Source organism: Desulfosoma profundi (assembly GCF_055387865.1).
This window is the reverse complement of the sequence record NZ_AP042420.1, coordinates 219329-239089: the sequence shown is the minus strand read 5'-3', so window position 1 is coordinate 239089 and position 19761 is coordinate 219329. Positions and strand designations below refer to the sequence as shown.

Genomic DNA, 19761 nt, shown 5'->3' with positions numbered 1-19761 from the left:
CCCAAGGGATCGAGGTGGCTTTGTCGCCCTTGTGAAGAGGTGACGTGATTTCCCAAGAGTTGCAGGAGATATCATGGCTACAGCTTTGAGCCAAGAGTATCGGGTCCGGAAGAGTTTCGGGAAGATCAAAAAGATTGTGGACATCCCGAACCTTATCCAGATGCAGAAAGAATCCTACGCGGGATTTTTGCAAATGGGCGTGAAACCCGAACAGCGGGCGAGGAAGGGCCTGCAGGAAGTCTTCGAGAGTGTCTTCCCCATCGAAGATTTCAGCCAGACGGCTTCCCTTCAGTTCGCCCAGTACAGCTTCGGGGAGATCAAGTACGACGTCGAGGAATGCCTCGCTCGCGGAATGACTTACGAAGCCCCCCTGAAGATCGTCGTGCGGTTGGTGGTCTTCGATGTGGATAAGGAAAACGGGCACCGATCCGTGCGGGACATCAAGGAGCAGGAAATCTACTTCGGCACCCTGCCCATGATGACCGAAAACGGCACCTTTATCATCAACGGCACCGAACGCGTCATCGTGAGTCAGCTCCATCGGTCGCCGGGGATTTTCTTTGACCACGATCGAGGCAAAACCCACTCCAGCGGCAAGATTCTCTACTCCGCCCGGGTCATCCCTTTACGTGGATCGTGGTTGGACTTTGAGTTCGACCCGAAGGACATCCTCTATGTGCGGATCGACAGGCGGCGCAAACTTCCCGCCACGGTGTTTCTGAAGGCTTTGGGCTACACGACCGAAGAGCTCCTCAACTATTTCTACCGCAGCGAGAGAGTCTTCTTGATCGACGCCGAAAACGCCGAAAAAGAATTGAACAAAGAGACCCTGGAAGGCACGAAAGCTCCTGCAGACATCAAAAACCCCCTCACCGGCGATGTGATCGTCAAGAAAGGCCGGAAGCTCGGCAAGAAGTTGCTGAGGAGCTTGGAAGAACTGGGCATCCAACGCCTGCCCATGAAGACCGAGGAAATCATCGGACAGGTGCTGGCCCACGATGTCATCGATTACAGCACCGGGGAAATCATCGCCGAATGTAACGAAGAGATCACCCAGAGCCACCTCGAGTTGTTCTTGGAAAAAGGCATCACCGAGCTCGAATTGCTCCACTTGCAGGGACAGGACGTCAGTCCGGCTTTCCGCAATACGCTGTTGCAGGACAAGGTGACCAGCCGAAAAGATGCGCTCCTCGAAATCTATCGGCGCATGCGACCGAGCAACCCGCCCACGGAAGAGGTGGCCACCGAATACTTCAAAAGCCTCTTTTTCACCCCGGAACAGTACGACTTATCCGAAGTGGGCCGGTTAAAGCTCAATCATCAGTTGGGTCTGAACTTTCCGCTCGACCAGCGGACCCTCACCCGAGAAGACATCCTGGAAGCGGTCCGGCGTCTGATTTACCTCAAGGAAACCCAGGGTCCTGTGGACGACATCGACAACCTGGGCAACCGGCGGGTCCGGGCGGTGGGCGAATTGCTGGAAAACCAGTATCGCATCGGATTGGTGCGCATGGAACGGGCCATCAAGGAGCGCATGAGCCTGGCGGAAATCGAGGCCCTGATGCCCCACGACCTCATCAACGCCAAACCGGTTTCCGCGGTGGTCAAAGAGTTTTTCGGCACCAGTCAGTTGTCGCAGTTTATGGACCAGACGAATCCCCTTTCCGAGGTCACGCACAAGAGGCGGCTGAGCGCCTTGGGGCCGGGGGGACTCACCCGTGAACGTGCCGGTTTTGAAGTGCGGGACGTCCACCCGACCCATTACGGTCGCATTTGCCCCATTGAGACCCCGGAAGGCCCCAATATCGGCCTCATCGTCTCCCTGTCCACCTATGCTCGCGTGAACCCCTACGGGTTTATCGAAACCCCGTACCGGGTGGCCCAGGATGGAAAGGTCGGCAAGGACGTCGTGTACCTCACGGCCATGGAAGAAAAGGAGTACCCCATCGCCCAGGCCAATGCCCCGTTGGACGATCAGGGGCGATTCGTCCGCGATGAAGTGTCCGCTCGGGTGGCTGGTGAGTTCATGTTGGTTCCTCCGGAAGAGATTCGTTACATGGACGTGTCCCCCAACCAGCTGGTCAGCGTGTCGGCTTCTTTGATCCCCTTCTTGGAGCATGACGACGCCAACCGGGCCCTCATGGGTTCCAACATGCAGCGCCAGGCTGTGCCGCTGATCCAAACCCGAGCTCCTTTGGTCGGCACGGGCATGGAACGCATCGTCGCCCGGGACAGCGGTGTGGTCATTGTGGCCAAAAGGGACGGCATTGTGGAATACGTCGATGCCACCCGCATCGTGGTCCGGGCCGAGGAGACGGAAAGCACTCGGGACAGCGGTGTAGACATCTACAAACTCATCAAGTTCAAACGGTCGAACCAGAACACGTGCCTGAACCAAAAGCCTTTAGTCCGCGCCGGTCAGACCGTGCGCAAAGGTCAAATCATTGCGGATGGAGCCTCAACGGACCACGGCGAGCTGGCCTTAGGCCGGAACGTCATGATCGCTTTCATGAGCTGGGGCGGATACAATTTTGAGGATTCCATCTTGGTGAGCGAGCGCATTGTCCGCGATGACGTTTTCACCTCCATCCATATCGAAGAATTCGAAGTGCTGGCGCGGGACACAAAACTCGGCAAGGAAGAGATCACCAGGGATATCCCGAACGTGGGCGAGGAAGCCCTGAAGAATTTGGACGACAGCGGCATTGTCCGTATCGGCGCCTATATCCGCCACAACGACATCCTTGTGGGGAAGGTCACCCCCAAAGGGGAGAGCCAACTCACCCCGGAGGAAAAGCTCCTTCGGGCCATTTTCGGAGAGAAGGCCAGCGACGTCAAAGACACGTCGTTGCGGGTGCCCCCGGGCGTTGAAGGCATTGTGATCGACGCCAAGGTCTTTTCCCGAAAAGGCGTGGACAAGGATGAGCGCACCCGGATGATCGAGGACGAGGAGATCGCCCGCCTGGAAAAGGATCAGCGCGACGAGTTGGAGATCATCCGAAAGAGTGTCGCCAAGCGCATTGCGGCGCTTTTCGCCGGAAAAACGTCTGCGGTGACTATCAAGGACGGCAAGAAGGTCTATGTGAAAAAGGGCGACCCCATCACGGACGAGGTGCTTCTGGATCTTCCCAGCCGGTTTTGGAATCAGTTGCAGGCCGCCGAGGATCCGGCCTTGACCATGGAGGTGGAGCACATCACGGACCACTACCGCGAACAGGTGGAACTGGTACGGTCCTTGTTCGAGGAAAAGATCAACAAATTGAAAAAAGGGGACGAACTGCCTCCCGGCGTCATCAAGATGGTGAAAGTCTACGTTGCCGTGAAGCGCAAGTTGCAGGTCGGTGATAAAATGGCAGGTCGGCACGGGAACAAGGGTGTCGTCTCCAGGATATTGCCCATCGAAGACATGCCCTATTTTGCCGACGGGACTCCTGTGGACATCGTGCTCAATCCCCTCGGCGTTCCTTCGCGTATGAACGTGGGCCAGGTGATGGAAACCCATTTGGGTTGGGCGGCCAAGGGTCTGGGAGAGCAACTGGCGCGTCTCATCGAATCCTATAAAGAAAAGGAAACCTTGGCAGAGAAACTGCGGCGCATTTACAACCAGCTGGAATTCGACAGCTACTTTAAGGACGCAGAACCATCCCATCTTCAGGCACTCGTCCCCCACCTCAAAGAGGGACTCCATGTGGCGTCGCCGGTCTTCGACGGGGCCGAAGAAGCCGAGATCCGAGACTTCCTCAAGGAAGCGGGGCTTCCGGAGACGGGTCAGACCACCCTCTATGACGGTCGCACCGGGGAACCCTTCGATCAGCCCGTGACTGTGGGGATCATGTACATGCTCAAACTCCACCACTTGGTGGACGACAAGATCCATGCCCGATCCATCGGACCTTATTCTTTGGTCACCCAGCAACCTCTGGGAGGTAAAGCTCAATTCGGCGGCCAACGGTTGGGTGAGATGGAAGTGTGGGCGATGGAGGCTTACGGGGCGGCTTACGCCCTTCAGGAGTTCCTGACGGTGAAATCTGACGATCTGGCCGGCAGAACGCGCATGTACGAAAAGATCGTCAAAGGGGACAATACGTTGGAAGCCGGCTTGCCCGAATCTTTCAACGTCCTCGTGAAGGAACTCCAGGCCCTCGCCTTGGACGTTCAGTTGCTGAGCGAAGAGGAAGGCGAAGGGGAATAGATCGGCGTCAGCTTTCAGTCCGGATCCTTTTCGGGCGCGCCTGCCCGGATGAATGCCCAGGATCCGGCCCGGGGACAGAGCATGACGCACAAGGAGGAACCCTTGAAAGAGCTGTATCCTTATTTCATGAAACCGACCGATCCTTTGCACTTCGACGCGGTGAAGATCATGTTGGCCTCACCGGAAAAGATCCGGGAATGGTCTCACGGCGAAGTGAAAAAACCGGAAACCATCAACTACCGGACCTTCAAGCCGGAAAGGGACGGACTGTTTTGCGCCAAGATTTTCGGCCCGACAAAAGATTACGAGTGTAACTGCGGCAAGTATAAAAGGATGAAGCACCGCGGCGTGGTGTGTGAAAAATGCGGTGTGGAAGTCATCCAATCCAAGGTGCGTCGTGAGCGCATGGGGCACATCGAGCTCGCCGCACCGGTGGCTCATATCTGGTTTTTGCGGAGCCTGCCCAGCAAGATCGGTAACCTGCTGGACCTCACCATGCGGGATCTGGAAAAGGTCCTTTATTTCGACTCATACATCGTTCTGGATCCCGGGGAGGTTCCCGGCCTCAAGAAATACGATTTGCTGAGCGAGGAGAAGTACCGGAACGTGGTCCAGGAATACGGGACCGGCTTTCGCGCGGGAATCGGCGCCGAGGCCATCAAGGAACTGCTGGCCGGTCTCGATCTGGACGCTTTGGCTCAGGAACTGCGCCGAGAAATGATGGAGACGACGTCGGCGGCCAAGCGCAAAAAGCTCGCCAAGCGGTTGAAAGTCATCGAAGCCTTTAAGGATTCGGACAATCAGCCCGAATGGACCATCATGAACGTTATCCCGGTCCTGCCGCCCGATCTGCGTCCTTTGGTGCCCCTGGATGGAGGCCGATTTGCCACAAGCGACCTCAACGACCTATACCGGCGTGTCATCAACCGCAACAACCGACTGAAACGGCTGATGGATTTAAACGCCCCGGATATCATCATCCGCAACGAAAAACGCATGCTCCAAGAAGCGGTGGATGTGCTCTTCGACAATGGCCGCCGGGGAAAAACGATCACGGGGGCCAACAAGAGGCCGCTGAAATCCCTCAGCGACATGCTCAAGGGCAAGCAAGGCCGATTCCGCCAAAATCTGCTGGGCAAGCGTGTGGATTATTCCGGCCGGACCGTCATCGTCGTTGGGCCCAATCTGCGGCTTCATCAGTGCGGCCTACCGAAGAAAATGGCCTTAGAGCTCTTCAAGCCCTTTGTCTACAACAAGCTCGAAGAAAAGGGCCACGTGGGCACCATCAAAGCCGCCAAGAAGATGGTGGAAAAGGAAACCCCGGAAGTGTGGGATACCCTCGATGAGGTGGTGCGGGAATTCCCGGTGATGCTCAACCGGGCCCCGACCCTGCACCGATTGGGCATCCAGGCTTTTGAGCCCATTCTCATTGAAGGGAAGGCCATCCAATTGCATCCTTTGGTATGTACGGCCTTCAACGCCGACTTCGATGGGGACCAAATGGCGGTCCACGTTCCGCTTTCCATTGAAGCCCAGACGGAAGCCAGGGTGCTCATGATGTCCACGAACAACATCCTGAGCCCCGCTCATGGCGGACCGATCATTGTGCCGTCTCAGGACATCGTGCTCGGCCTCTACTACATGACCCGGGAACGACCCTTTGCCAAAGGCGAAGGGCGGGTGTTCTGCGGCGTGGACGAGGTGCGGTGCGCCTACGATGCAGGGGAGGTGCACCTCCATGCCCGGATCAAGGTGCGCATCCATGGGCGGCTGTTGGAGGCCACCGTGGGGCGTGCGTTGCTGTGGGAAACTGTGAGCGGGATTCTCGACGAGGCGCTGAGCGAAGACCCGACGCTCTTTCCTGAGGTTTTCCAGCGGATCAACAAGGTCATGACGAAGAAGGCCATTTTGGATCTCATCGATTTCAGCTACCGCAAGGCCGGCGAGAAAGCGACGGTGATCCTGGCGGACCGTCTGAAGGACTTGGGCTATGCCCAAGCGACGCGATCGGGATTGTCCATTGCCATGAAGGATATGATCGTCCCATCGCGCAAACAGGAAATCATCGACAAAGCGTTTGAGGAAGTGCGGGAAATTGAACGCCAGTACAATGAAGGGTTGATCACCGGGGGGAAAAATACAACAAAGTGGTGGATATTTGGGCCAAAGCCACCGACAGTGTCGCCGCGGAAATGATGAAAGAGATCGAAACGGAAATCGTGGAAGGACCCAACGGACAAAAGGCCCAAACCCCGTCCTACAACCCGATATTCATGATGGCGGATTCAGGAGCCCGCGGCAGCAAAGACCAGATGCGGCAGCTGTCGGGCATGCGCGGTCTCATGGCCAAACCGTCCGGGGAGATCATCGAGACGCCCATTACGGCCAACTTCCGCGAAGGCTTGACCGTTCTGCAATACTTCATTTCGACCCACGGCGCTCGTAAAGGTTTGGCGGACACCGCCCTCAAAACGGCCAACTCCGGTTACCTCACCCGACGGTTGGTGGACGTGTCCCAGGACGTCATCATTACCGAAGAAGACTGCGGGACGATGGACGGCATTCTGGCCGAGGCCCTTCTCGAGGCCGGAGAAATCATTCAGCGGCTTGGCGAGAGGATCTTGGGGCGGGTCGCCTCGGAAGATATTTTGGATCCCGTGACCGGAGACGTTCTGGTGCGCGCGGGCGAAGAGATCGACGAAGAGGGGGTGAAGCGGATCGAAGATGCAGGGATCGAAAAGGTTCCGATCCGGTCCATCCTCACGTGTCAGAGCCGCCATGGGGTGTGCGCCACGTGCTACGGTCGGGATTTGGCCCACGGCAAGCGGATCCAAATCGGTGAAGCCATCGGCATCATCGCCGCCCAGTCCATTGGTGAGCCCGGCACTCAGTTGACCATGCGGACGTTCCACATCGGTGGGACGGCGAGCAAGCGGATCGAACAGACATCCATCCAGAACCGGTATCCAGGACAGGTCAAGTTCGTCAATCTCAACACGGTACTCAACCGCGAAGGCGACCTGGTGGCCATGAACCGCAACGGGGAAATCGCCATCGTGAGTGAAACCGGTCGTGAACGTGAGCGCTACGTCATCGTTTACGGCGCCAAGCTCAAAGTCAGAGAAGGCCAAGTCGTGGAACCCGAAACGCTCCTGGCGGAATGGGATCCCTATTTCACTCCGATCCTCACCGATGTCCAGGGAACCGTGAAGTTCGGCGACATCGTCGAGGGCGTGACGATGCAGGAGAGGCTGGATCCCGTCACGGGCAAGTCCAGCAAAGTCGTCGTGGAGGTTCGAGAAGGGGATATGCGGCCTCGGGTGTCCATCAAAGACGAAAAGGGTCGGACGGCTCGAGTCGGAGACGGCGGCCATGCTCGATACTACATGCCCGTGGGCGCCATTCTGATGGTCAATGAGGGAGATACGGTTTTTCCCGGGGACGTGCTGGCGCGTATCCCTCGGGAAACCACCAAGACCAAGGACATCACGGGCGGTCTGCCGCGTGTGGCCGAACTCTTTGAGGTGCGAAAGCCGAAGGAGCATGCGGTCATCACAGAGATCGAAGGCGTGGTGAGCTTCGGCAAGGACGCGAAAGGCAAACGCAAAGTCATCGTCACTCCTGAAGTGGGCGAACCTCGGGAGTATCTCATCCCCAAAGGCAAGCACATCAGCGTGCATGAAGGCGATTATGTGCGGGCCGGCGAGCCGCTCATGGACGGTTCCCCCAATCCCCACGACGTCCTCAACGTGCTCGGGGAAAAGGAGCTGGCCAAATATCTGGTGAACGAGGTTCAGCAGGTTTATCGGCTCCAGGGCGTGAAAATCAACGACAAGCATATCGAAGTCATCGTGCGACAGATGCTCCGCCGGGTACGCATCACAAACCCCGGAGACTCGGATTTTCTCCTCGGCGAACACGTGGAAAAGCACGTGTTTGAGGAAGTGAATCGAAAACTGGAATCGGAGGGCAAGATCCCGGCGGCGGCCGAGCCGTTGCTTCTGGGGATCACCAAGGCGTCCTTGAGCACGGAAAGCTTCATCTCGGCGGCGTCCTTCCAGGAGACCACCAAGGTTTTGACCGACGCCGCGGCGGCCGGGAAGGTGGACCGCCTGCGGGGCCTCAAGGAGAATGTCATCATGGGACGTCTCATTCCCGCGGGAACGGGGATGCGTCGGTACCGCAAACTCCATGTGGGCGCGGAGGCTCTGCCCGAATGATGAGGGGCCGGGTTGGGGTCGAGGCCCGAAAAGGCTGAAAACGCTTGACAAGGTCCAGGTGACTCTGTAGATAGAGGTGTTTCTGAGCCCAGGGGCTCTGAGCCAATAAGTTTCTGAAATCAATGCGATCTGGAGTTGGTGGAGAAAACAAGGATGCCCACGATCAATCAGCTAGTCCGAAAGGGAAGGGAAAAAGTCCGCAAGAAATCCAGCACACCGGCGCTCCAGGGTTGCCCCCAAAAGCGGGGGGTTTGCGTTCGCGTGTACACGACGACCCCGAAGAAGCCCAACTCAGCGCTGCGAAAGATTGCTCGTGTGCGCTTGACGAACGGGATTGAAGTCACATCCTACATCCCGGGCATTGGTCACAACCTTCAAGAGCACTCTGTGGTGTTGATCCGTGGGGGCCGGGTCAAGGACCTGCCCGGCGTGCGTTATCACATCATTCGCGGGACGTTGGACGCTTTGGGGGTGGCCAATCGCAAGCAGGGCCGGTCCAAATATGGAGCGAAGCGGCCCAAGTAAGGCATTTGGGAAAGCCAGGGCAGGCCATGGCCCTGCGGAGGGCCATGGCTTCTCTTTTGCCGTAAACGACGGACGAGGTTGAGGAAGGCAATGCCACGGAGAAGAGAAGTCGCGAAGCGGGAAGTGCTTCCGGATCCCAAATACAACAGTCGGTTGGTGGCTAAGTTCATCAACAACATCATGCGCCAGGGAAAGAAGAGTGTCGCTGAACGGATTCTCTATGGGGCTTTCGATGTCATCGAAAGGCGCAGCAAGCAGGATCCTCTGGAAGTCTTTCACAAGGCCATGGATCATGTGCGGCCCATCATCGAGGTCAAGTCGCGGCGGGTGGGGGGAGCCACGTATCAGGTGCCCGTGGAAGTGCGCAGCGACCGCCGGGATGCCTTGGCCATGCGCTGGATTATCTCGTACGCCAAGAACCGTTCGGAAAAGACCATGATCGACAAACTGGCGGGAGAGCTTCTGGACGCCGCCCAGAACCGGGGCGGGGCGGTCAAGAAGCGGGAAGACACGCACCGCATGGCTGAAGCGAACAAGGCCTTCGCGCATTACCGTTGGTAGACCGGCCTCGGCCTCAGAAGAGGTCGGCAGAAGGAGGGGCGGCGCCGGCGAGTGCCAATGCCCTCAAGGCTTGAAAGGCTGGACGACACACAAGGGCATCCTGATTGGTTTTTGAGGAAAACAGTTTCGCTGAAATGGATTCGGTTTGGACGTGAGGAGGAAGTGCGATGGCGAAGAAGAAGTTTGAGCGGACGAAGCCGCACGTGAATGTGGGGACCATAGGTCACATTGACCATGGGAAGACGACGTTGACGGCGGCGATCACGAAGCAGCTGTCGCTTCGGGGGAAGGCGGAGTTTGTGCCGTTTGATCAGATTGACAAGGCGCCGGAGGAGCGGGAGCGTGGGATCACGATTGCGACGGCGCATGTGGAGTATGAGACGGACAAGCGGCATTATGCGCATGTGGATTGTCCTGGGCATGCGGATTACATCAAGAACATGATCACGGGTGCGGCGCAGATGGACGGGGCGATATTGGTGGTGGCGGCCGATGATGGGCCGATGCCGCAGACCCGTGAGCACATTTTGTTGGCGCGTCAGGTAGGGGTGCCGAACATCGTGGTGTTTTTGAACAAGGTGGACATGGTGGATGATCCGGAGCTGATTGAGTTGGTGGAGTTGGAGCTTCGGGAGTTGTTGAGCAAGTACGGGTTTCCTGGGGATGATGTGCCGATCGTGAAGGGCTCGGCGTTGAAGGCGTTGGAGTGTGATGATCCCTCGGCCCCGGAGGCGGCGCCGATTTTTGAGTTGATGGATGCGGTGGACAGTTACATTCCGGATCCTGTGCGGGACATTGACAAGCCGTTTTTGATGCCCATCGAGGATGTGTTCAGCATCAGCGGTCGTGGGACGGTGGTCACGGGCCGTGTGGAGCGTGGGGTGATCTCGGTGGGCGATGAGGTGGAGATCGTTGGTTTTCGGCCGACGATGAAGACGGTGTGTACGGGCGTGGAGATGTTTCGCAAGACCTTGGATCGCGGGGAAGCCGGGGACAACATTGGGGTGTTGTTACGGGGGATCAAGCGCGACGAGGTGGAGCGGGGGCAGGTGGTGGCCAAACCTGGGAGCATCACGCCGCACACGAAGTTCAAGGCCGAGGTGTATGTGTTGAAGAAGGAGGAAGGGGGTCGGCACACGCCGTTTTTCCCTGGGTATCGGCCGCAGTTTTATTTTCGGACGACGGATGTGACGGGAGTGGTGACGTTGCCCGAGGGGGTGGAGATGGTGATGCCCGGGGACAACGTGAACATGGAAGTGCATTTGATTGCGCCGGTGGCGTTGGAGAAGGAGCTTCGGTTTGCCATCCGCGAAGGCGGACGCACCGTGGGCGCCGGCGTGGTCACCGATATCATCGAGTAGAGGCCAACGTCACGAAAGCCATGGGGTCCCTCGCCGCGTGCGCACGGCAGGGACCCAAATTATGGGAACAGACGCCATGATGAATCAAAGAATACGCATCCGCTTGAAAGCCTACGACCACAAGCTTCTTGACCAGGCGGCCGCAGAAATCGTCAATACGGCCAAGAAGACGGGGGCCCATGTGGCCGGCCCGATTCCGCTGCCGACGAAGATCCACCGGTACACGGTTCTGCGTTCCGTGCACATCGACAAGAAGTCTCGGGAGCAGTTTGAGATCCGGGTCCACAAACGGTTGGTGGACATTTTGGAGCCGACCCAACAGACGGTGGATTCCCTCATGAAGCTGGATCTGTCGGCCGGGGTCGACGTGGAAATCAAACTGTAAGGCCGCTTCGAGCGGACGAGCCTAGCCCAAGAGAGCTGAGAAAATGGTGAAGGCATTATTAGGACGCAAGCTCGGGATGACCCAGGTCTTTGCCGAAGACGGCAGTGTGGTGCCCGTCACGGTGGTTCAGGCCGGTCCATGTGTGGTGACGCAAGTGAAGGTGCCGGCACGGGACGGCTATAGCGCCGTGCAAATCGGATTTGGGCAAAAGAATGAAAAGAAGGTCACACGTCCCCTCAAAGGTCATCTGGACAAGGTGGGCAAAGGGTACTTCCACATTTTGAGAGAGGTGCGTGTGGACAATCCCGATGAGTTCCAGCCAGGGCAGGTGCTGGAAACCGGTGTGTTTGTCATCGGGGACCGCGTGGACGTGACGGGGATCAGCAAAGGAAAGGGATTTGCCGGCACCGTGAAACGTTGGAATTTCAGCCGTGGCCCTGTGACGCACGGATGCAAAAACATCCGAGAACCGGGCTCCACCGGATGCGCCACTTTTCCTGGACGCGTCATCAAGGGCAAGAAGATGGCGGGGCAAAAGGGCAACAAGCGGGCAACTGTCTTGAACCTGAAAATCGTTGACGTCCGACCCGAAGAAAACCTGATCTTGATCAAGGGAGCCGTGCCGGGGGCGAAGAACGGGTTCCTGATGATCCGCAAGACCAATCGGGTCGGGTAACGCCCGCGCCCCGGTGTGTGGAGGACGAGAGGAAACACATCATGCCTACGGTGGATATTTTCGACATGAATCGGCAGGTCGTGGGGCAGATGGAGCTCCGCGAGGATATTTTCGACGTCCCGGCCAACTCCCATGTGGTCCATGAAGTGGTGCTCTATCAGCTGGCCAAGAGGCGGCGAGGTACGGTCAAGACCAAGGGCCGCAGTGAGGTCTCCGGCGGTGGGAAAAAACCCTGGCGCCAAAAAGGTACGGGACGCGCCCGGGCGGGCACATCCCGGTCTCCCCTGTGGCGGGGCGGCGGCACCGTGCATGGACCGCAGCCGAGATCGTATGAGATGAGAGTGCCGAAGAAGGTGCGGCGGTTGGCGTTGAAAATGGTGCTGAGCCAGAAGCTCCGCGAGCAGGCTTTGGTGGTAGTGGACCAGCTGAGCTTTCCGGAGATTAAGACCAAGCACTTCTTTTCGTGGATGCAGCGCTTCGAACTCCAAAAGCCCTTGGTGGTCATTTCCGGAAAAGACGAAATCCTGGAGAAGTCGGCACGCAATATCCCCAACGTCAAGGTGCTGCGCTGCGACGGCCTGAACGTCTTCGATATGCTCAAGCATGGGAACGTGGTCCTCACCAAAGACACGGTTTCCAAGATAGAGGAGTCCTTAGGGTGATGCGTGACAAAACTTACGCCATTTTGAAACGCCCTTTGATCACGGAAAAAAGCACCCTGGACAAGGAGCGGTCCAACACGCTCCATTTCGAGGTGGATCGCCGGGCCAACAAGATCGAAATCAAGGCGGCCGTGGAGAAGATCTTCAAGGTGAACGTCGTCGAGGTGCGCACCATGACGGTCAAAGGCCGCAACAAGCGGGTGGGGCGCCATACGACACGCACCTCCGATTGGAAGAAGGCCATCGTGACGATCAAGCCGGGCCAGAGGGTCGAATTCTTCGAAGGGGTTTAAGCAGGCCAGAAAGGCGTCGGGAGGCTGGGGCCGAGGGTCCGCCGTGGGAAGCCTGCTCGAGCGCCGGATGAGGATGAGGTATGGGCATCAGGAAAGTCAAACCGCGCAGCGCCGGGACCCGCTTCGTGACCTATCCGACATTTGAGGAGATCACGAAAAAGGAGCCGGAAAGAAGTCTTGTGGAGCCGCTCAAGAAAAAGGGCGGCCGAAACAACTACGGTCGTGTGACGGCGCGCCACCGGGGTGGGGGCCACAAGCGACTCTATCGCATCATCGACTTTAAACGGGACAAGGACAACGTGCCCGCCAAAGTGGCCGCCATCGAGTACGATCCGAACCGGTCGGCACGCATCGCGTTGCTGCACTACGCGGACGGGGAGAAACGATATATTCTGGCGCCGCTGGGGTTGCAAGTGGGGGACACCGTCGTCACGGGCCCCGAGGCCGACGTCAAGCCCGGCAACTGCCTCCCGTTGGAAAACATTCCACTGGGAACCGTGGTCCACAACGTGGAGATGATCCCCGGCAAAGGGGGACAACTGGTGCGTTCGGCAGGCGCGGGCGCCCAACTCATGGCCAAAGAAGGGCGCTATGCCACGCTTCGGCTGCCGTCCGGGGAGATGCGCATGGTCCTTGCCCGATGCAAAGCGACCATCGGGCAGGTGGGCAATATCGACCACGAAAACATCAGCCTGGGTAAGGCCGGACGCAGCCGTTGGTTGGGGCGGCGACCGCATGTGCGGGGTGTGGCCATGAACCCGGTGGATCATCCCATGGGCGGCGGGGAAGGTCGCAGTTCCGGTGGCCGTCACCCGTGCACACCGTGGGGGAAGCCGACCAAAGGATACCGTACCCGCAAGGCGAAGAACAGCGATCGGCTCATCGTGCGACGCCGAAAGTAAATGACCTAAGGAGGATAAGGTGCCTCGCTCTTTAAGAAAGGGACCCTTTGTGGACGACCACCTGCTGAAGAAGGTGTTGACGGCCAAAGAGACCGGGGACCGGAAGGTGATCAAGACATGGTCTCGCCGTTCCACCATTCTTCCCGATTTCGTGGGGCTGACCATCGCCGTGCACAACGGCAAGAAGTTCATACCCGTTTTTGTCACGGAGAACATGGTGGGCCATAAACTTGGTGAGTTCTCGCCCACACGAACTTTCTACGGTCATGCCGGGGACAAGAAGTCCAAGGTCAAGGGGAAAAAGTGATGGAAGTGAGAGCGGTTTCCAAATACCTGCGCATTTCTCCGAGCAAGGCGCGCTTGGTGGCCGATTTGGTCCGCAGCAAAAACGTGGGCGACGCGTTGACCATTTTGAAGTTCACCCCGAAAAAGGGGGCTCGGCTCCTGTCCAAGACATTGCGGTCAGCCATGGCGAACGCGGAAAACACGAAGTCCATGGACATGGACGGGCTCTATGTCAAAGAAATCTATGTGGACGAAGGCCCACGATTGAAACGGTGGAGACCTCGCGCCATGGGCAGGGCCACCCGGATTTTGAAACGCACGAGCCACATCACGGTGGTCCTCGGGGAAAAGTAATCGGTTCGTCACAGGATCTCGGAGGTGGAGATTGGGACAGAAGGTCAATCCAAAAGGTTTTCGTCTGGGCGTCATCCGAACGTGGGATTCCAAGTGGTTTGCCGCCAAGGGATACGCCAAGCTGGCCTATGAAGACCGCAAGATTCGCGATTTCATCAAAAAGCGACTCTACCATGCCGGCATTGCCAAGGTGGAGATTGAAAGGGCGGCCAACAAGGCAAAAATCCGGATTTTTACGGCACGCCCTGGCATCGTGATCGGGAAAAAAGGCGCGGAAATCGAAGCCCTGCGGAAAGAACTGGAGAAGAAGTTCGCGCGGGAAATCCTGATCGACATTCAAGAGGTTCGCCGGCCGGAATTGGACGCCGTGTTGGTGGCCGAAAACATCGCTTTGCAGCTGGAGCGTCGGGTAGCCTTCCGGCGGGCCATGAAGAGGGCGGTGACGTCGGCGCTGAAATTCGGCGCAAAGGGCATCCGCGTCGCGTGCGCCGGGCGGCTCGGCGGTGCGGAAATGGCACGGCGAGAATGGTATCGCGAAGGTCGCGTCCCTCTCCACACGCTTCGGGCCGATATCGACTATGCAGTGGCCGTGGCGAGAACCACCTACGGGGTGATCGGGGTCAAGGTGTGGATCTTTAAAGGGGAAGTGCTCCCGTAGGCCGGGGTGATCCTCTCCGGGGGGTAAAGACGGCCGCCCTGTGGGGCAGGGGTGAGCCCCTGCAAGCGAGAGTCGAGGAGACGATTCATGTTAGCGCCGAAGAGAGTCAAATACAGGAAACAGCAAAAGGGCCGCATGAGGGGGATAGCCTCCCGGGGGAACCAGCTGAACTTCGGGGACTTCGGGATTAAGGCCTTAGAGCCCGGGCGGATCACCTCGCGGCAGATCGAGGCGGCTCGTGTGGCCATCACACGTTATGTCAAGCGCGGTGGGAAGATCTGGATCCGGATTTTTCCCGATAAGCCGGTGACCAAGAAGCCGGCGGAAACCCGCATGGGGAAAGGCAAAGGCGCCCCCGAAGGCTGGGTAGCCGTGGTGAAACCCGGGAAGATCCTCTATGAACTGAAGGGCGTCACAGAAGAGATCGCCAAGGAAGCGTGTCGGCTGGCAGGCCACAAACTGCCCATAGCCACACGGTTTGTGTCGAGGCAGGACGTATTATGAAAGCAGCGACCTTGCGGGATATGAGCGTCGAAGAATTGCAGCAAAAGCTGGCGGAGTTGCGGGAGTCCCTGTTCAATCTCAAATTCCAGCACGCCACGGGACAGTTGGAGAATACCGCACAGCTCAAGCTTCACAAGCGGGATATCGCCAGAGTGTTGACCGTGCTGCGTGAAAAGCAAAACGTCGGGAAGGCGTAAGAGGCATGCCCATGGAAGAGCGGACAACGAACAGAAAGACCCGCGTCGGTACTGTGGTCAGCGACCGGATGAACAAAACGGTTGTCGTCAGTGTGGAACGGCTTGTGAAGCATCCGAAATACGGCAAGTACATGCGGCGCCGCAACAAGTTCAAAGCCCACGACGAGGAAAACCAGTGCCGCATGGGGGATCGGGTGCTCATCGAGGAGAGCCGACCCCTGAGCAAGACGAAACATTGGGTGGTCGTGAAAATTCTGGAGCGGGCGGCCGTCTAGTTCAACCCCGCGCAGAGGCCGGCGGTGCGCGTCGCGGGGGCGGACGGTGAAGGCGGGATAGGGAGGCCATCATGATCCAGGCGGAAACACAACTCAACGCCGCGGACAATTCCGGTGCAAAGCGGCTGTACTGTATCAAGGTCCTTGGCGGAACCCGAAAACGCTACGCAACGGTGGGCGACATCATCGTGGTGTCGGTCAAGGAAGCCATCCCCAACTCCAAGGTGAAAAAGGGGGATGTCATGCGGGCGGTGGTGGTCAGAACCACAAAAGAGGTGCGCCGACCAGACGGCTCATATATCAAGTTCGACGACAACTCGGCGGTCTTGATCAATGCGGCCAAGGAACCCATTGGAACGCGGATTTTCGGTCCTGTGGCCAGGGAATTGCGCGCCAAGCAGTTTATGAAGATCGTCTCGCTGGCTCCCGAGGTGCTCTAGCGAGAAGGGTGGGGAAGGACGCCAATGGCTGTCAGCAAAAAGTACCACATCAAGAAAAACGACACGGTGATGGTGATTGCCGGCAAAGAGAAAGGCAAATCGGGCAAGGTGCTCCGCATCCTTTCCAAGAAGGATCGGGCCGTGGTGGAAAAGCTCAACATGGTCAAAAGGCACATGCGCCCCGGCCCTCATAGCCGGCAAGGCGGAATTGTGGAAAAGGAAGCTCCCATTCACATTTCCAATCTCATGATCATTTGCAGCAAGTGCACAGATCCGACCCGTGTGGGCTATAAGATCCTCGATGACGGCCGCAAGGCGCGGTTTTGCAAGAAGTGCGGCGAACTCATCGACGGATGACGTCCACACCTCCGGGCGGAGTGGAGGCGTTCATGGCACGTTTGCGCGAGTTGTACCACAAGGAAGTGGCCCCGCAGCTGGCCCAGAAATTTCAATACAAAAGCCCGATGCAGATTCCAAGGCTCAGCAAGATCGTGCTCAATATGGGCCTTGGAGAGGCGATCCAAAACGTCAAAATCCTCGAAACGGCTTCCGATGAACTGGCGCAGATCAGTGGGCAGAAGCCGGTGATTACCCGAGCGCGGCTGAGCATCGCGGCTTTCAAATTGCGCAAAGGGATGCCCATCGGGTGCATGGTGACCCTTCGCGGCGATCGCATGTACGAGTTTTACGACAAACTGGTCAACATCGCCCTGCCGCGCGTGCGCGACTTTCGCGGCGTGTCCCCGAAATCGTTTGATGGGCGTGGCAATTACACCTTGGGCGTGCGGGAACACATCATTTTTCCCGAAATCGACTACGACAAGATCGACAAGATCAAGGGACTGAACATCACCATCGTAACCACGGCCGAAACGGACGACGAAGCTCGCGAGCTGTTGGCGTTGTTGGGAATGCCGTTCAGAAAGTAGCGAAGAAGGGTAAGAAGGAGGCAGCCTTGGCCAAGAAATCCATGATCGCAAAAGCCCAAAGAAAGCCCAAATTCAAGGTGAGAGCCTACAACAGATGCCCGCTTTGCGGACGGCCGCGCGCTTTCCTCCGCAAATTCGGCATGTGCCGTATTTGCTTCCGCAATATGGCTCTAAACGCCGAACTTCCCGGCGTGGTGAAATCCAGTTGGTAGGAGCCGGAAGGAGAAAGGGAGAGGACCTTTATGGTGATGACGGACCCTATTGCCGACTTTCTCAATCGGATCAAAAACGCCCATAAGGCGCGTTTTGATAAAGTGGATGTGCCGGCCTCCCGAATCAAGGTGGAGCTGGCGCGGATCCTCAAGGAAGAAGGCTACATCAAGCATTTTAAGCTGATCAAAGACAACAAACAGGGCGTTTTGAGAATCCACTTGAAATACGGCCCGGATCGAGAAGCGGCCATTCGAGACATGCGGCGGATCAGTCGCCCCAGTCGGCGGATCTACGTGGGGAGCAAAGAGATTCCCAGGGTCCTCAACGGGCTTGGGATTGCGATTCTGTCCACCTCACGGGGAATTCTCACGGACAGGCAGGCCCGGCAAGAGGGTGTGGGTGGAGAACTGATCTGCAGCGTGTGGTAAAACCAGCCAAAGGAGTTTGAAGATGTCTCGCATCGGCAAAAACCCCATCGCCATTCCCAAAGGGGTGGAAGTCACGCTTCAGGGTGACGCCGTCATCGTGAAGGGACCGAAGGGCCTCCTGCAGAGGCGCGTTCCGTCCGAGGTGACGGTCGCCGTGGAAAACGGACAGATCCTCGTGCGTCGGAAGGACGATGAGCGCCGATCCCGGTCCATGCATGGCCTCATGCGGGTTCTTCTCCACAACATGGTGACCGGGGTCAGCCAAGGCTTTACGAAAGTGCTGGAAATTCAGGGGGTAGGCTACCGCTGCGACGTGGCCAATAATGTGCTGAACTTCAGCTTGGGGCATTCGCACCCGGTCAGCTTTCCGCTGCCGGAGGGGGTGACCGCCTCTGTGGAAAAACAAACAGTGATCCGGCTCGAAGCGGTGGACAAAGAGCTCTTGGGGCAGACGGCGGCGGACATCAAGGCGCTACGGCCTGTGGAACCTTACAAGGGCAAGGGGATCCGTTACGCCACTCAGTGGGTGAGGCGCAAGGCCGGTAAGACCGGTTCCAAGAAGAAATAGGGGAAAGACAGATGGGCTCCAAAACCAATCCCAGCGTTGCGGCGCGCCTGAAACGAAAGCGCCGGATCCGAACGAAAGTGCACGGCACGCCCGAGCGGCCACGCCTGACGGTGTACAAAAGCCTCAAGCACATTTACGCCCAGGTCATCGACGATACCACAGGCAGGACCTTAGCGGCGGCATCGACGCTGTCGCCGGAGTTCAAGGACATGGGACCCGTGGAAGGCAAAGTCGGGGCAGCGGAGAAAGTTGGTCAGCTTGTGGCGAAGAAAGCTCTGGACAAGGGGGTCACCAAGGTGGTCTTCGACCGGAACGGCTTCATCTACCACGGGCGCATCCGGGCCGTGGCCGACGGAGCACGGGCCGCAGGGCTCGAATTCTGACCTTTATCGGCGGGCAAGGAGGTTTATCTTGGCACCTCTCGAATCACAAGACGTACAGTACATTGACAAGATCGTCCATATCAGCCGGGTGGCCAAAGTGGTCAAGGGCGGACGCCGCTTCTCCTTCAGTGCCATCGTCATCGTCGGGGATGGCAACGGCCGCGTGGGCTACGCTCTGGGGAAAGCCAACGAAGTACCCGAAGCCATCCGCAAAGGCCTGGATGGAGCCAAAAGGGACATGTTTGAAGTGCCACTGATCCAGGGGACATTGCCTCACGAGGTCCTCGGCAAATTTGGGGCTTCTTCGGTGGTCCTGAAGCCGGCCTCGCCAGGTACCGGGGTGATAGCGGGTGGCGCTGTTCGAGCCATCATGGAAGCCGCCGGGGTCACGGACGTGCTGACGAAGTGTTTGGGATCGCGGAATCCCCACAACGTCGTCAAGGCGACGATAGCGGGGCTGAAGGCGCTGCGGAGCCCGGAACACATCGCCAAGACTCGAGGTGTGGATGTCCTGCAAGGCAAGGCTCAAGGAGCCGGGAGGTGATCCAATGGCTCAGATGATTCGGATCAAACTGGTGCGCAGCCCCATCGGCCGGCCGGAAAAGCACCGGAATATTCTTCAGGCTCTTGGGCTGACGCGGCTTCAGAAAGAAGTGACTCTGCCGGCGATCCCACCGGTTGTGGGTGCTGTGAAGAAAGTCAATCACTTGGTTCAGGTCAGCGAGGCCTAGCCAAGGCGAGATCCGGATA

At 58.0% G+C, this 19761-nt stretch carries 25 protein-coding genes and 1 pseudogene; all 26 read left to right on the top strand.

Annotated elements, in window-relative coordinates; translation table 11 throughout:
* Window positions 1-73 precede the first annotated feature (73 nt).
* The 26 genes and pseudogenes from rpoB to rpmD all read left to right on the top strand — a co-directional run bounded on the left by rpoB (window position 74) and on the right by rpmD (window position 19742).
* Window positions 74-4192, top strand: coding sequence for a DNA-directed RNA polymerase subunit beta (gene rpoB / locus ACZ5K9_RS01030; RefSeq protein WP_464272576.1), 4119 nt, complete (start codon window positions 74-76; stop codon window positions 4190-4192).
* 81 nt (window positions 4193-4273) lie between these two features.
* Window positions 4274-6388, top strand: a complete 2115-nt coding sequence (gene rpoC / locus ACZ5K9_RS01025; protein ID WP_464272575.1) for a DNA-directed RNA polymerase subunit beta' — start codon at window positions 4274-4276, stop codon at window positions 6386-6388.
* A pseudogene (locus ACZ5K9_RS01020) lies at window positions 6340-8397 on the top strand (DNA-directed RNA polymerase subunit beta'); the annotation flags it as partial. The gene rpoC and the pseudogene ACZ5K9_RS01020, both read left to right, overlap by 49 nt.
* Window positions 8398-8565: 168 nt before the next feature.
* Window positions 8566-8937, top strand: coding sequence for a 30S ribosomal protein S12 (gene rpsL / locus ACZ5K9_RS01015; RefSeq protein WP_448383627.1), 372 nt, complete (start codon window positions 8566-8568; stop codon window positions 8935-8937).
* Window positions 8938-9027: 90 nt separating this feature from the next.
* Window positions 9028-9498, top strand: a complete 471-nt coding sequence (rpsG, locus tag ACZ5K9_RS01010) for a 30S ribosomal protein S7 (RefSeq protein ID WP_464272574.1) — start codon at window positions 9028-9030, stop codon at window positions 9496-9498.
* A gap of 167 nt (window positions 9499-9665) precedes the next feature.
* Window positions 9666-10859 (top strand): elongation factor Tu, encoded by a 1194-nt coding sequence (gene tuf / locus ACZ5K9_RS01005; protein ID WP_464272573.1) that lies wholly within the window; start codon window positions 9666-9668, stop codon window positions 10857-10859.
* A gap of 76 nt (window positions 10860-10935) precedes the next feature.
* The gene (gene rpsJ / locus ACZ5K9_RS01000; protein ID WP_445894291.1) at window positions 10936-11244 is read left to right on the top strand and encodes a 30S ribosomal protein S10; all 309 of its coding nucleotides are present in this window, start codon (window positions 10936-10938) and stop codon (window positions 11242-11244) included.
* Between the two features lie 43 nt (window positions 11245-11287).
* Complete coding sequence (gene rplC, locus ACZ5K9_RS00995; RefSeq protein ID WP_464272572.1) at window positions 11288-11920, top strand: 50S ribosomal protein L3; 633 nt, start codon at window positions 11288-11290, stop codon at window positions 11918-11920.
* Window positions 11921-11961: 41 nt separating this feature from the next.
* Window positions 11962-12582: a 50S ribosomal protein L4 gene (gene rplD, locus ACZ5K9_RS00990; protein ID WP_464272571.1), complete on the top strand. Its 621-nt coding sequence runs from the start codon at window positions 11962-11964 to the stop codon at window positions 12580-12582.
* Entirely contained in the window at window positions 12582-12875 is a 294-nt protein-coding gene (locus ACZ5K9_RS00985; protein ID WP_464273919.1) for a 50S ribosomal protein L23, read from the top strand. The genes rplD and ACZ5K9_RS00985 overlap by 1 nt, the downstream gene beginning before the upstream one ends.
* An 80-nt stretch (window positions 12876-12955) precedes the next feature.
* Window positions 12956-13777 (top strand): 50S ribosomal protein L2, encoded by an 822-nt coding sequence (gene rplB, locus ACZ5K9_RS00980; protein WP_464272570.1) that lies wholly within the window; start codon window positions 12956-12958, stop codon window positions 13775-13777.
* Between the two features lie 19 nt (window positions 13778-13796).
* The gene (gene rpsS, locus ACZ5K9_RS00975) at window positions 13797-14084 is read left to right on the top strand and encodes a 30S ribosomal protein S19 (RefSeq protein WP_464272569.1); all 288 of its coding nucleotides are present in this window, start codon (window positions 13797-13799) and stop codon (window positions 14082-14084) included.
* Window positions 14084-14416 (top strand): 50S ribosomal protein L22, encoded by a 333-nt coding sequence (gene rplV, locus ACZ5K9_RS00970; RefSeq protein ID WP_464272568.1) that lies wholly within the window; start codon window positions 14084-14086, stop codon window positions 14414-14416. The genes rpsS and rplV overlap by 1 nt, the downstream gene beginning before the upstream one ends.
* 31 nt (window positions 14417-14447) lie before the next feature.
* Window positions 14448-15074, top strand: a complete 627-nt coding sequence (gene rpsC / locus ACZ5K9_RS00965) for a 30S ribosomal protein S3 (RefSeq protein ID WP_464272567.1) — start codon at window positions 14448-14450, stop codon at window positions 15072-15074.
* An 87-nt stretch (window positions 15075-15161) separates the two neighbouring features.
* Window positions 15162-15578: a 50S ribosomal protein L16 gene (gene rplP / locus ACZ5K9_RS00960; RefSeq protein ID WP_464272566.1), complete on the top strand. Its 417-nt coding sequence runs from the start codon at window positions 15162-15164 to the stop codon at window positions 15576-15578.
* Window positions 15575-15775, top strand: a complete 201-nt coding sequence (rpmC, locus tag ACZ5K9_RS00955) for a 50S ribosomal protein L29 (protein WP_464272565.1) — start codon at window positions 15575-15577, stop codon at window positions 15773-15775. Before rplP ends, rpmC begins: the two co-directional genes overlap by 4 nt.
* A gap of 11 nt (window positions 15776-15786) precedes the next feature.
* Window positions 15787-16050 carry a 30S ribosomal protein S17 gene (gene rpsQ, locus ACZ5K9_RS00950; RefSeq protein ID WP_464273918.1) on the top strand — a complete coding sequence of 88 codons (264 nt, stop codon included), beginning with the start codon at window positions 15787-15789 and terminating at the stop codon, window positions 16048-16050.
* 71 nt (window positions 16051-16121) lie between these two features.
* Window positions 16122-16490 (top strand): 50S ribosomal protein L14, encoded by a 369-nt coding sequence (rplN, locus tag ACZ5K9_RS00945; protein WP_464272564.1) that lies wholly within the window; start codon window positions 16122-16124, stop codon window positions 16488-16490.
* A gap of 24 nt (window positions 16491-16514) precedes the next feature.
* Window positions 16515-16847 carry a 50S ribosomal protein L24 gene (gene rplX, locus ACZ5K9_RS00940; RefSeq protein WP_464272563.1) on the top strand — a complete coding sequence of 111 codons (333 nt, stop codon included), beginning with the start codon at window positions 16515-16517 and terminating at the stop codon, window positions 16845-16847.
* Window positions 16848-16879: 32 nt separating this feature from the next.
* Complete coding sequence (gene rplE / locus ACZ5K9_RS00935; protein ID WP_464272562.1) at window positions 16880-17419, top strand: 50S ribosomal protein L5; 540 nt, start codon at window positions 16880-16882, stop codon at window positions 17417-17419.
* Between the two features lie 26 nt (window positions 17420-17445).
* A complete protein-coding gene (locus tag ACZ5K9_RS00930) occupies window positions 17446-17631 on the top strand; it encodes a type Z 30S ribosomal protein S14 (protein ID WP_464272561.1) in 186 nt (61 codons plus the stop codon).
* Between the two features lie 30 nt (window positions 17632-17661).
* On the top strand, window positions 17662-18060 hold the full coding sequence (gene rpsH, locus ACZ5K9_RS00925) for a 30S ribosomal protein S8 (protein WP_464272560.1): 399 nt from the start codon (window positions 17662-17664) through the stop codon (window positions 18058-18060).
* Window positions 18061-18082: 22 nt separating this feature from the next.
* Entirely contained in the window at window positions 18083-18628 is a 546-nt protein-coding gene (gene rplF / locus ACZ5K9_RS00920; RefSeq protein WP_464272559.1) for a 50S ribosomal protein L6, read from the top strand.
* Between the two features lie 11 nt (window positions 18629-18639).
* Window positions 18640-19011 (top strand): 50S ribosomal protein L18, encoded by a 372-nt coding sequence (gene rplR, locus ACZ5K9_RS00915; protein WP_464272558.1) that lies wholly within the window; start codon window positions 18640-18642, stop codon window positions 19009-19011.
* Window positions 19012-19036: 25 nt separating this feature from the next.
* Window positions 19037-19555, top strand: coding sequence for a 30S ribosomal protein S5 (gene rpsE, locus ACZ5K9_RS00910; protein ID WP_464273917.1), 519 nt, complete (start codon window positions 19037-19039; stop codon window positions 19553-19555).
* Window positions 19556-19559: 4 nt separating this feature from the next.
* The gene (gene rpmD, locus ACZ5K9_RS00905) at window positions 19560-19742 is read left to right on the top strand and encodes a 50S ribosomal protein L30 (RefSeq protein ID WP_464272557.1); all 183 of its coding nucleotides are present in this window, start codon (window positions 19560-19562) and stop codon (window positions 19740-19742) included.
* Window positions 19743-19761 lie beyond the last annotated feature (19 nt).

Bases quoted from the DNA above. Each gene is read 5' to 3' on its own strand.
- rpoB (WP_464272576.1), top strand. From the start codon at position 74: ATGGCTACAGCTTTGAGCCAAGAGTATCGGGTCCGGAAGAGTTTCGGG.
- rpoC (WP_464272575.1), top strand. From the start codon at position 4,274: ATGACGCACAAGGAGGAACCCTTGAAAGAGCTGTATCCTTATTTCATG.
- rpsL (WP_448383627.1), top strand. From the start codon at position 8,566: ATGCCCACGATCAATCAGCTAGTCCGAAAGGGAAGGGAAAAAGTCCGC.
- rpsG (WP_464272574.1), top strand. From the start codon at position 9,028: ATGCCACGGAGAAGAGAAGTCGCGAAGCGGGAAGTGCTTCCGGATCCC.
- tuf (WP_464272573.1), top strand. From the start codon at position 9,666: ATGGCGAAGAAGAAGTTTGAGCGGACGAAGCCGCACGTGAATGTGGGG.
- rpsJ (WP_445894291.1), top strand. From the start codon at position 10,936: ATGATGAATCAAAGAATACGCATCCGCTTGAAAGCCTACGACCACAAG.
- rplC (WP_464272572.1), top strand. From the start codon at position 11,288: ATGGTGAAGGCATTATTAGGACGCAAGCTCGGGATGACCCAGGTCTTT.
- rplD (WP_464272571.1), top strand. From the start codon at position 11,962: ATGCCTACGGTGGATATTTTCGACATGAATCGGCAGGTCGTGGGGCAG.
- ACZ5K9_RS00985 (WP_464273919.1), top strand. From the start codon at position 12,582: ATGCGTGACAAAACTTACGCCATTTTGAAACGCCCTTTGATCACGGAA.
- rplB (WP_464272570.1), top strand. From the start codon at position 12,956: ATGGGCATCAGGAAAGTCAAACCGCGCAGCGCCGGGACCCGCTTCGTG.
- rplV (WP_464272568.1), top strand. From the start codon at position 14,084: ATGGAAGTGAGAGCGGTTTCCAAATACCTGCGCATTTCTCCGAGCAAG.
- rplP (WP_464272566.1), top strand. From the start codon at position 15,162: ATGTTAGCGCCGAAGAGAGTCAAATACAGGAAACAGCAAAAGGGCCGC.
- rpmC (WP_464272565.1), top strand. From the start codon at position 15,575: ATGAAAGCAGCGACCTTGCGGGATATGAGCGTCGAAGAATTGCAGCAA.
- rpsQ (WP_464273918.1), top strand. From the start codon at position 15,787: ATGGAAGAGCGGACAACGAACAGAAAGACCCGCGTCGGTACTGTGGTC.
- rplN (WP_464272564.1), top strand. From the start codon at position 16,122: ATGATCCAGGCGGAAACACAACTCAACGCCGCGGACAATTCCGGTGCA.
- rplX (WP_464272563.1), top strand. From the start codon at position 16,515: ATGGCTGTCAGCAAAAAGTACCACATCAAGAAAAACGACACGGTGATG.
- rplE (WP_464272562.1), top strand. From the start codon at position 16,880: ATGGCACGTTTGCGCGAGTTGTACCACAAGGAAGTGGCCCCGCAGCTG.
- rpsH (WP_464272560.1), top strand. From the start codon at position 17,662: ATGGTGATGACGGACCCTATTGCCGACTTTCTCAATCGGATCAAAAAC.
- rplF (WP_464272559.1), top strand. From the start codon at position 18,083: ATGTCTCGCATCGGCAAAAACCCCATCGCCATTCCCAAAGGGGTGGAA.
- rplR (WP_464272558.1), top strand. From the start codon at position 18,640: ATGGGCTCCAAAACCAATCCCAGCGTTGCGGCGCGCCTGAAACGAAAG.
- rpmD (WP_464272557.1), top strand. From the start codon at position 19,560: ATGGCTCAGATGATTCGGATCAAACTGGTGCGCAGCCCCATCGGCCGG.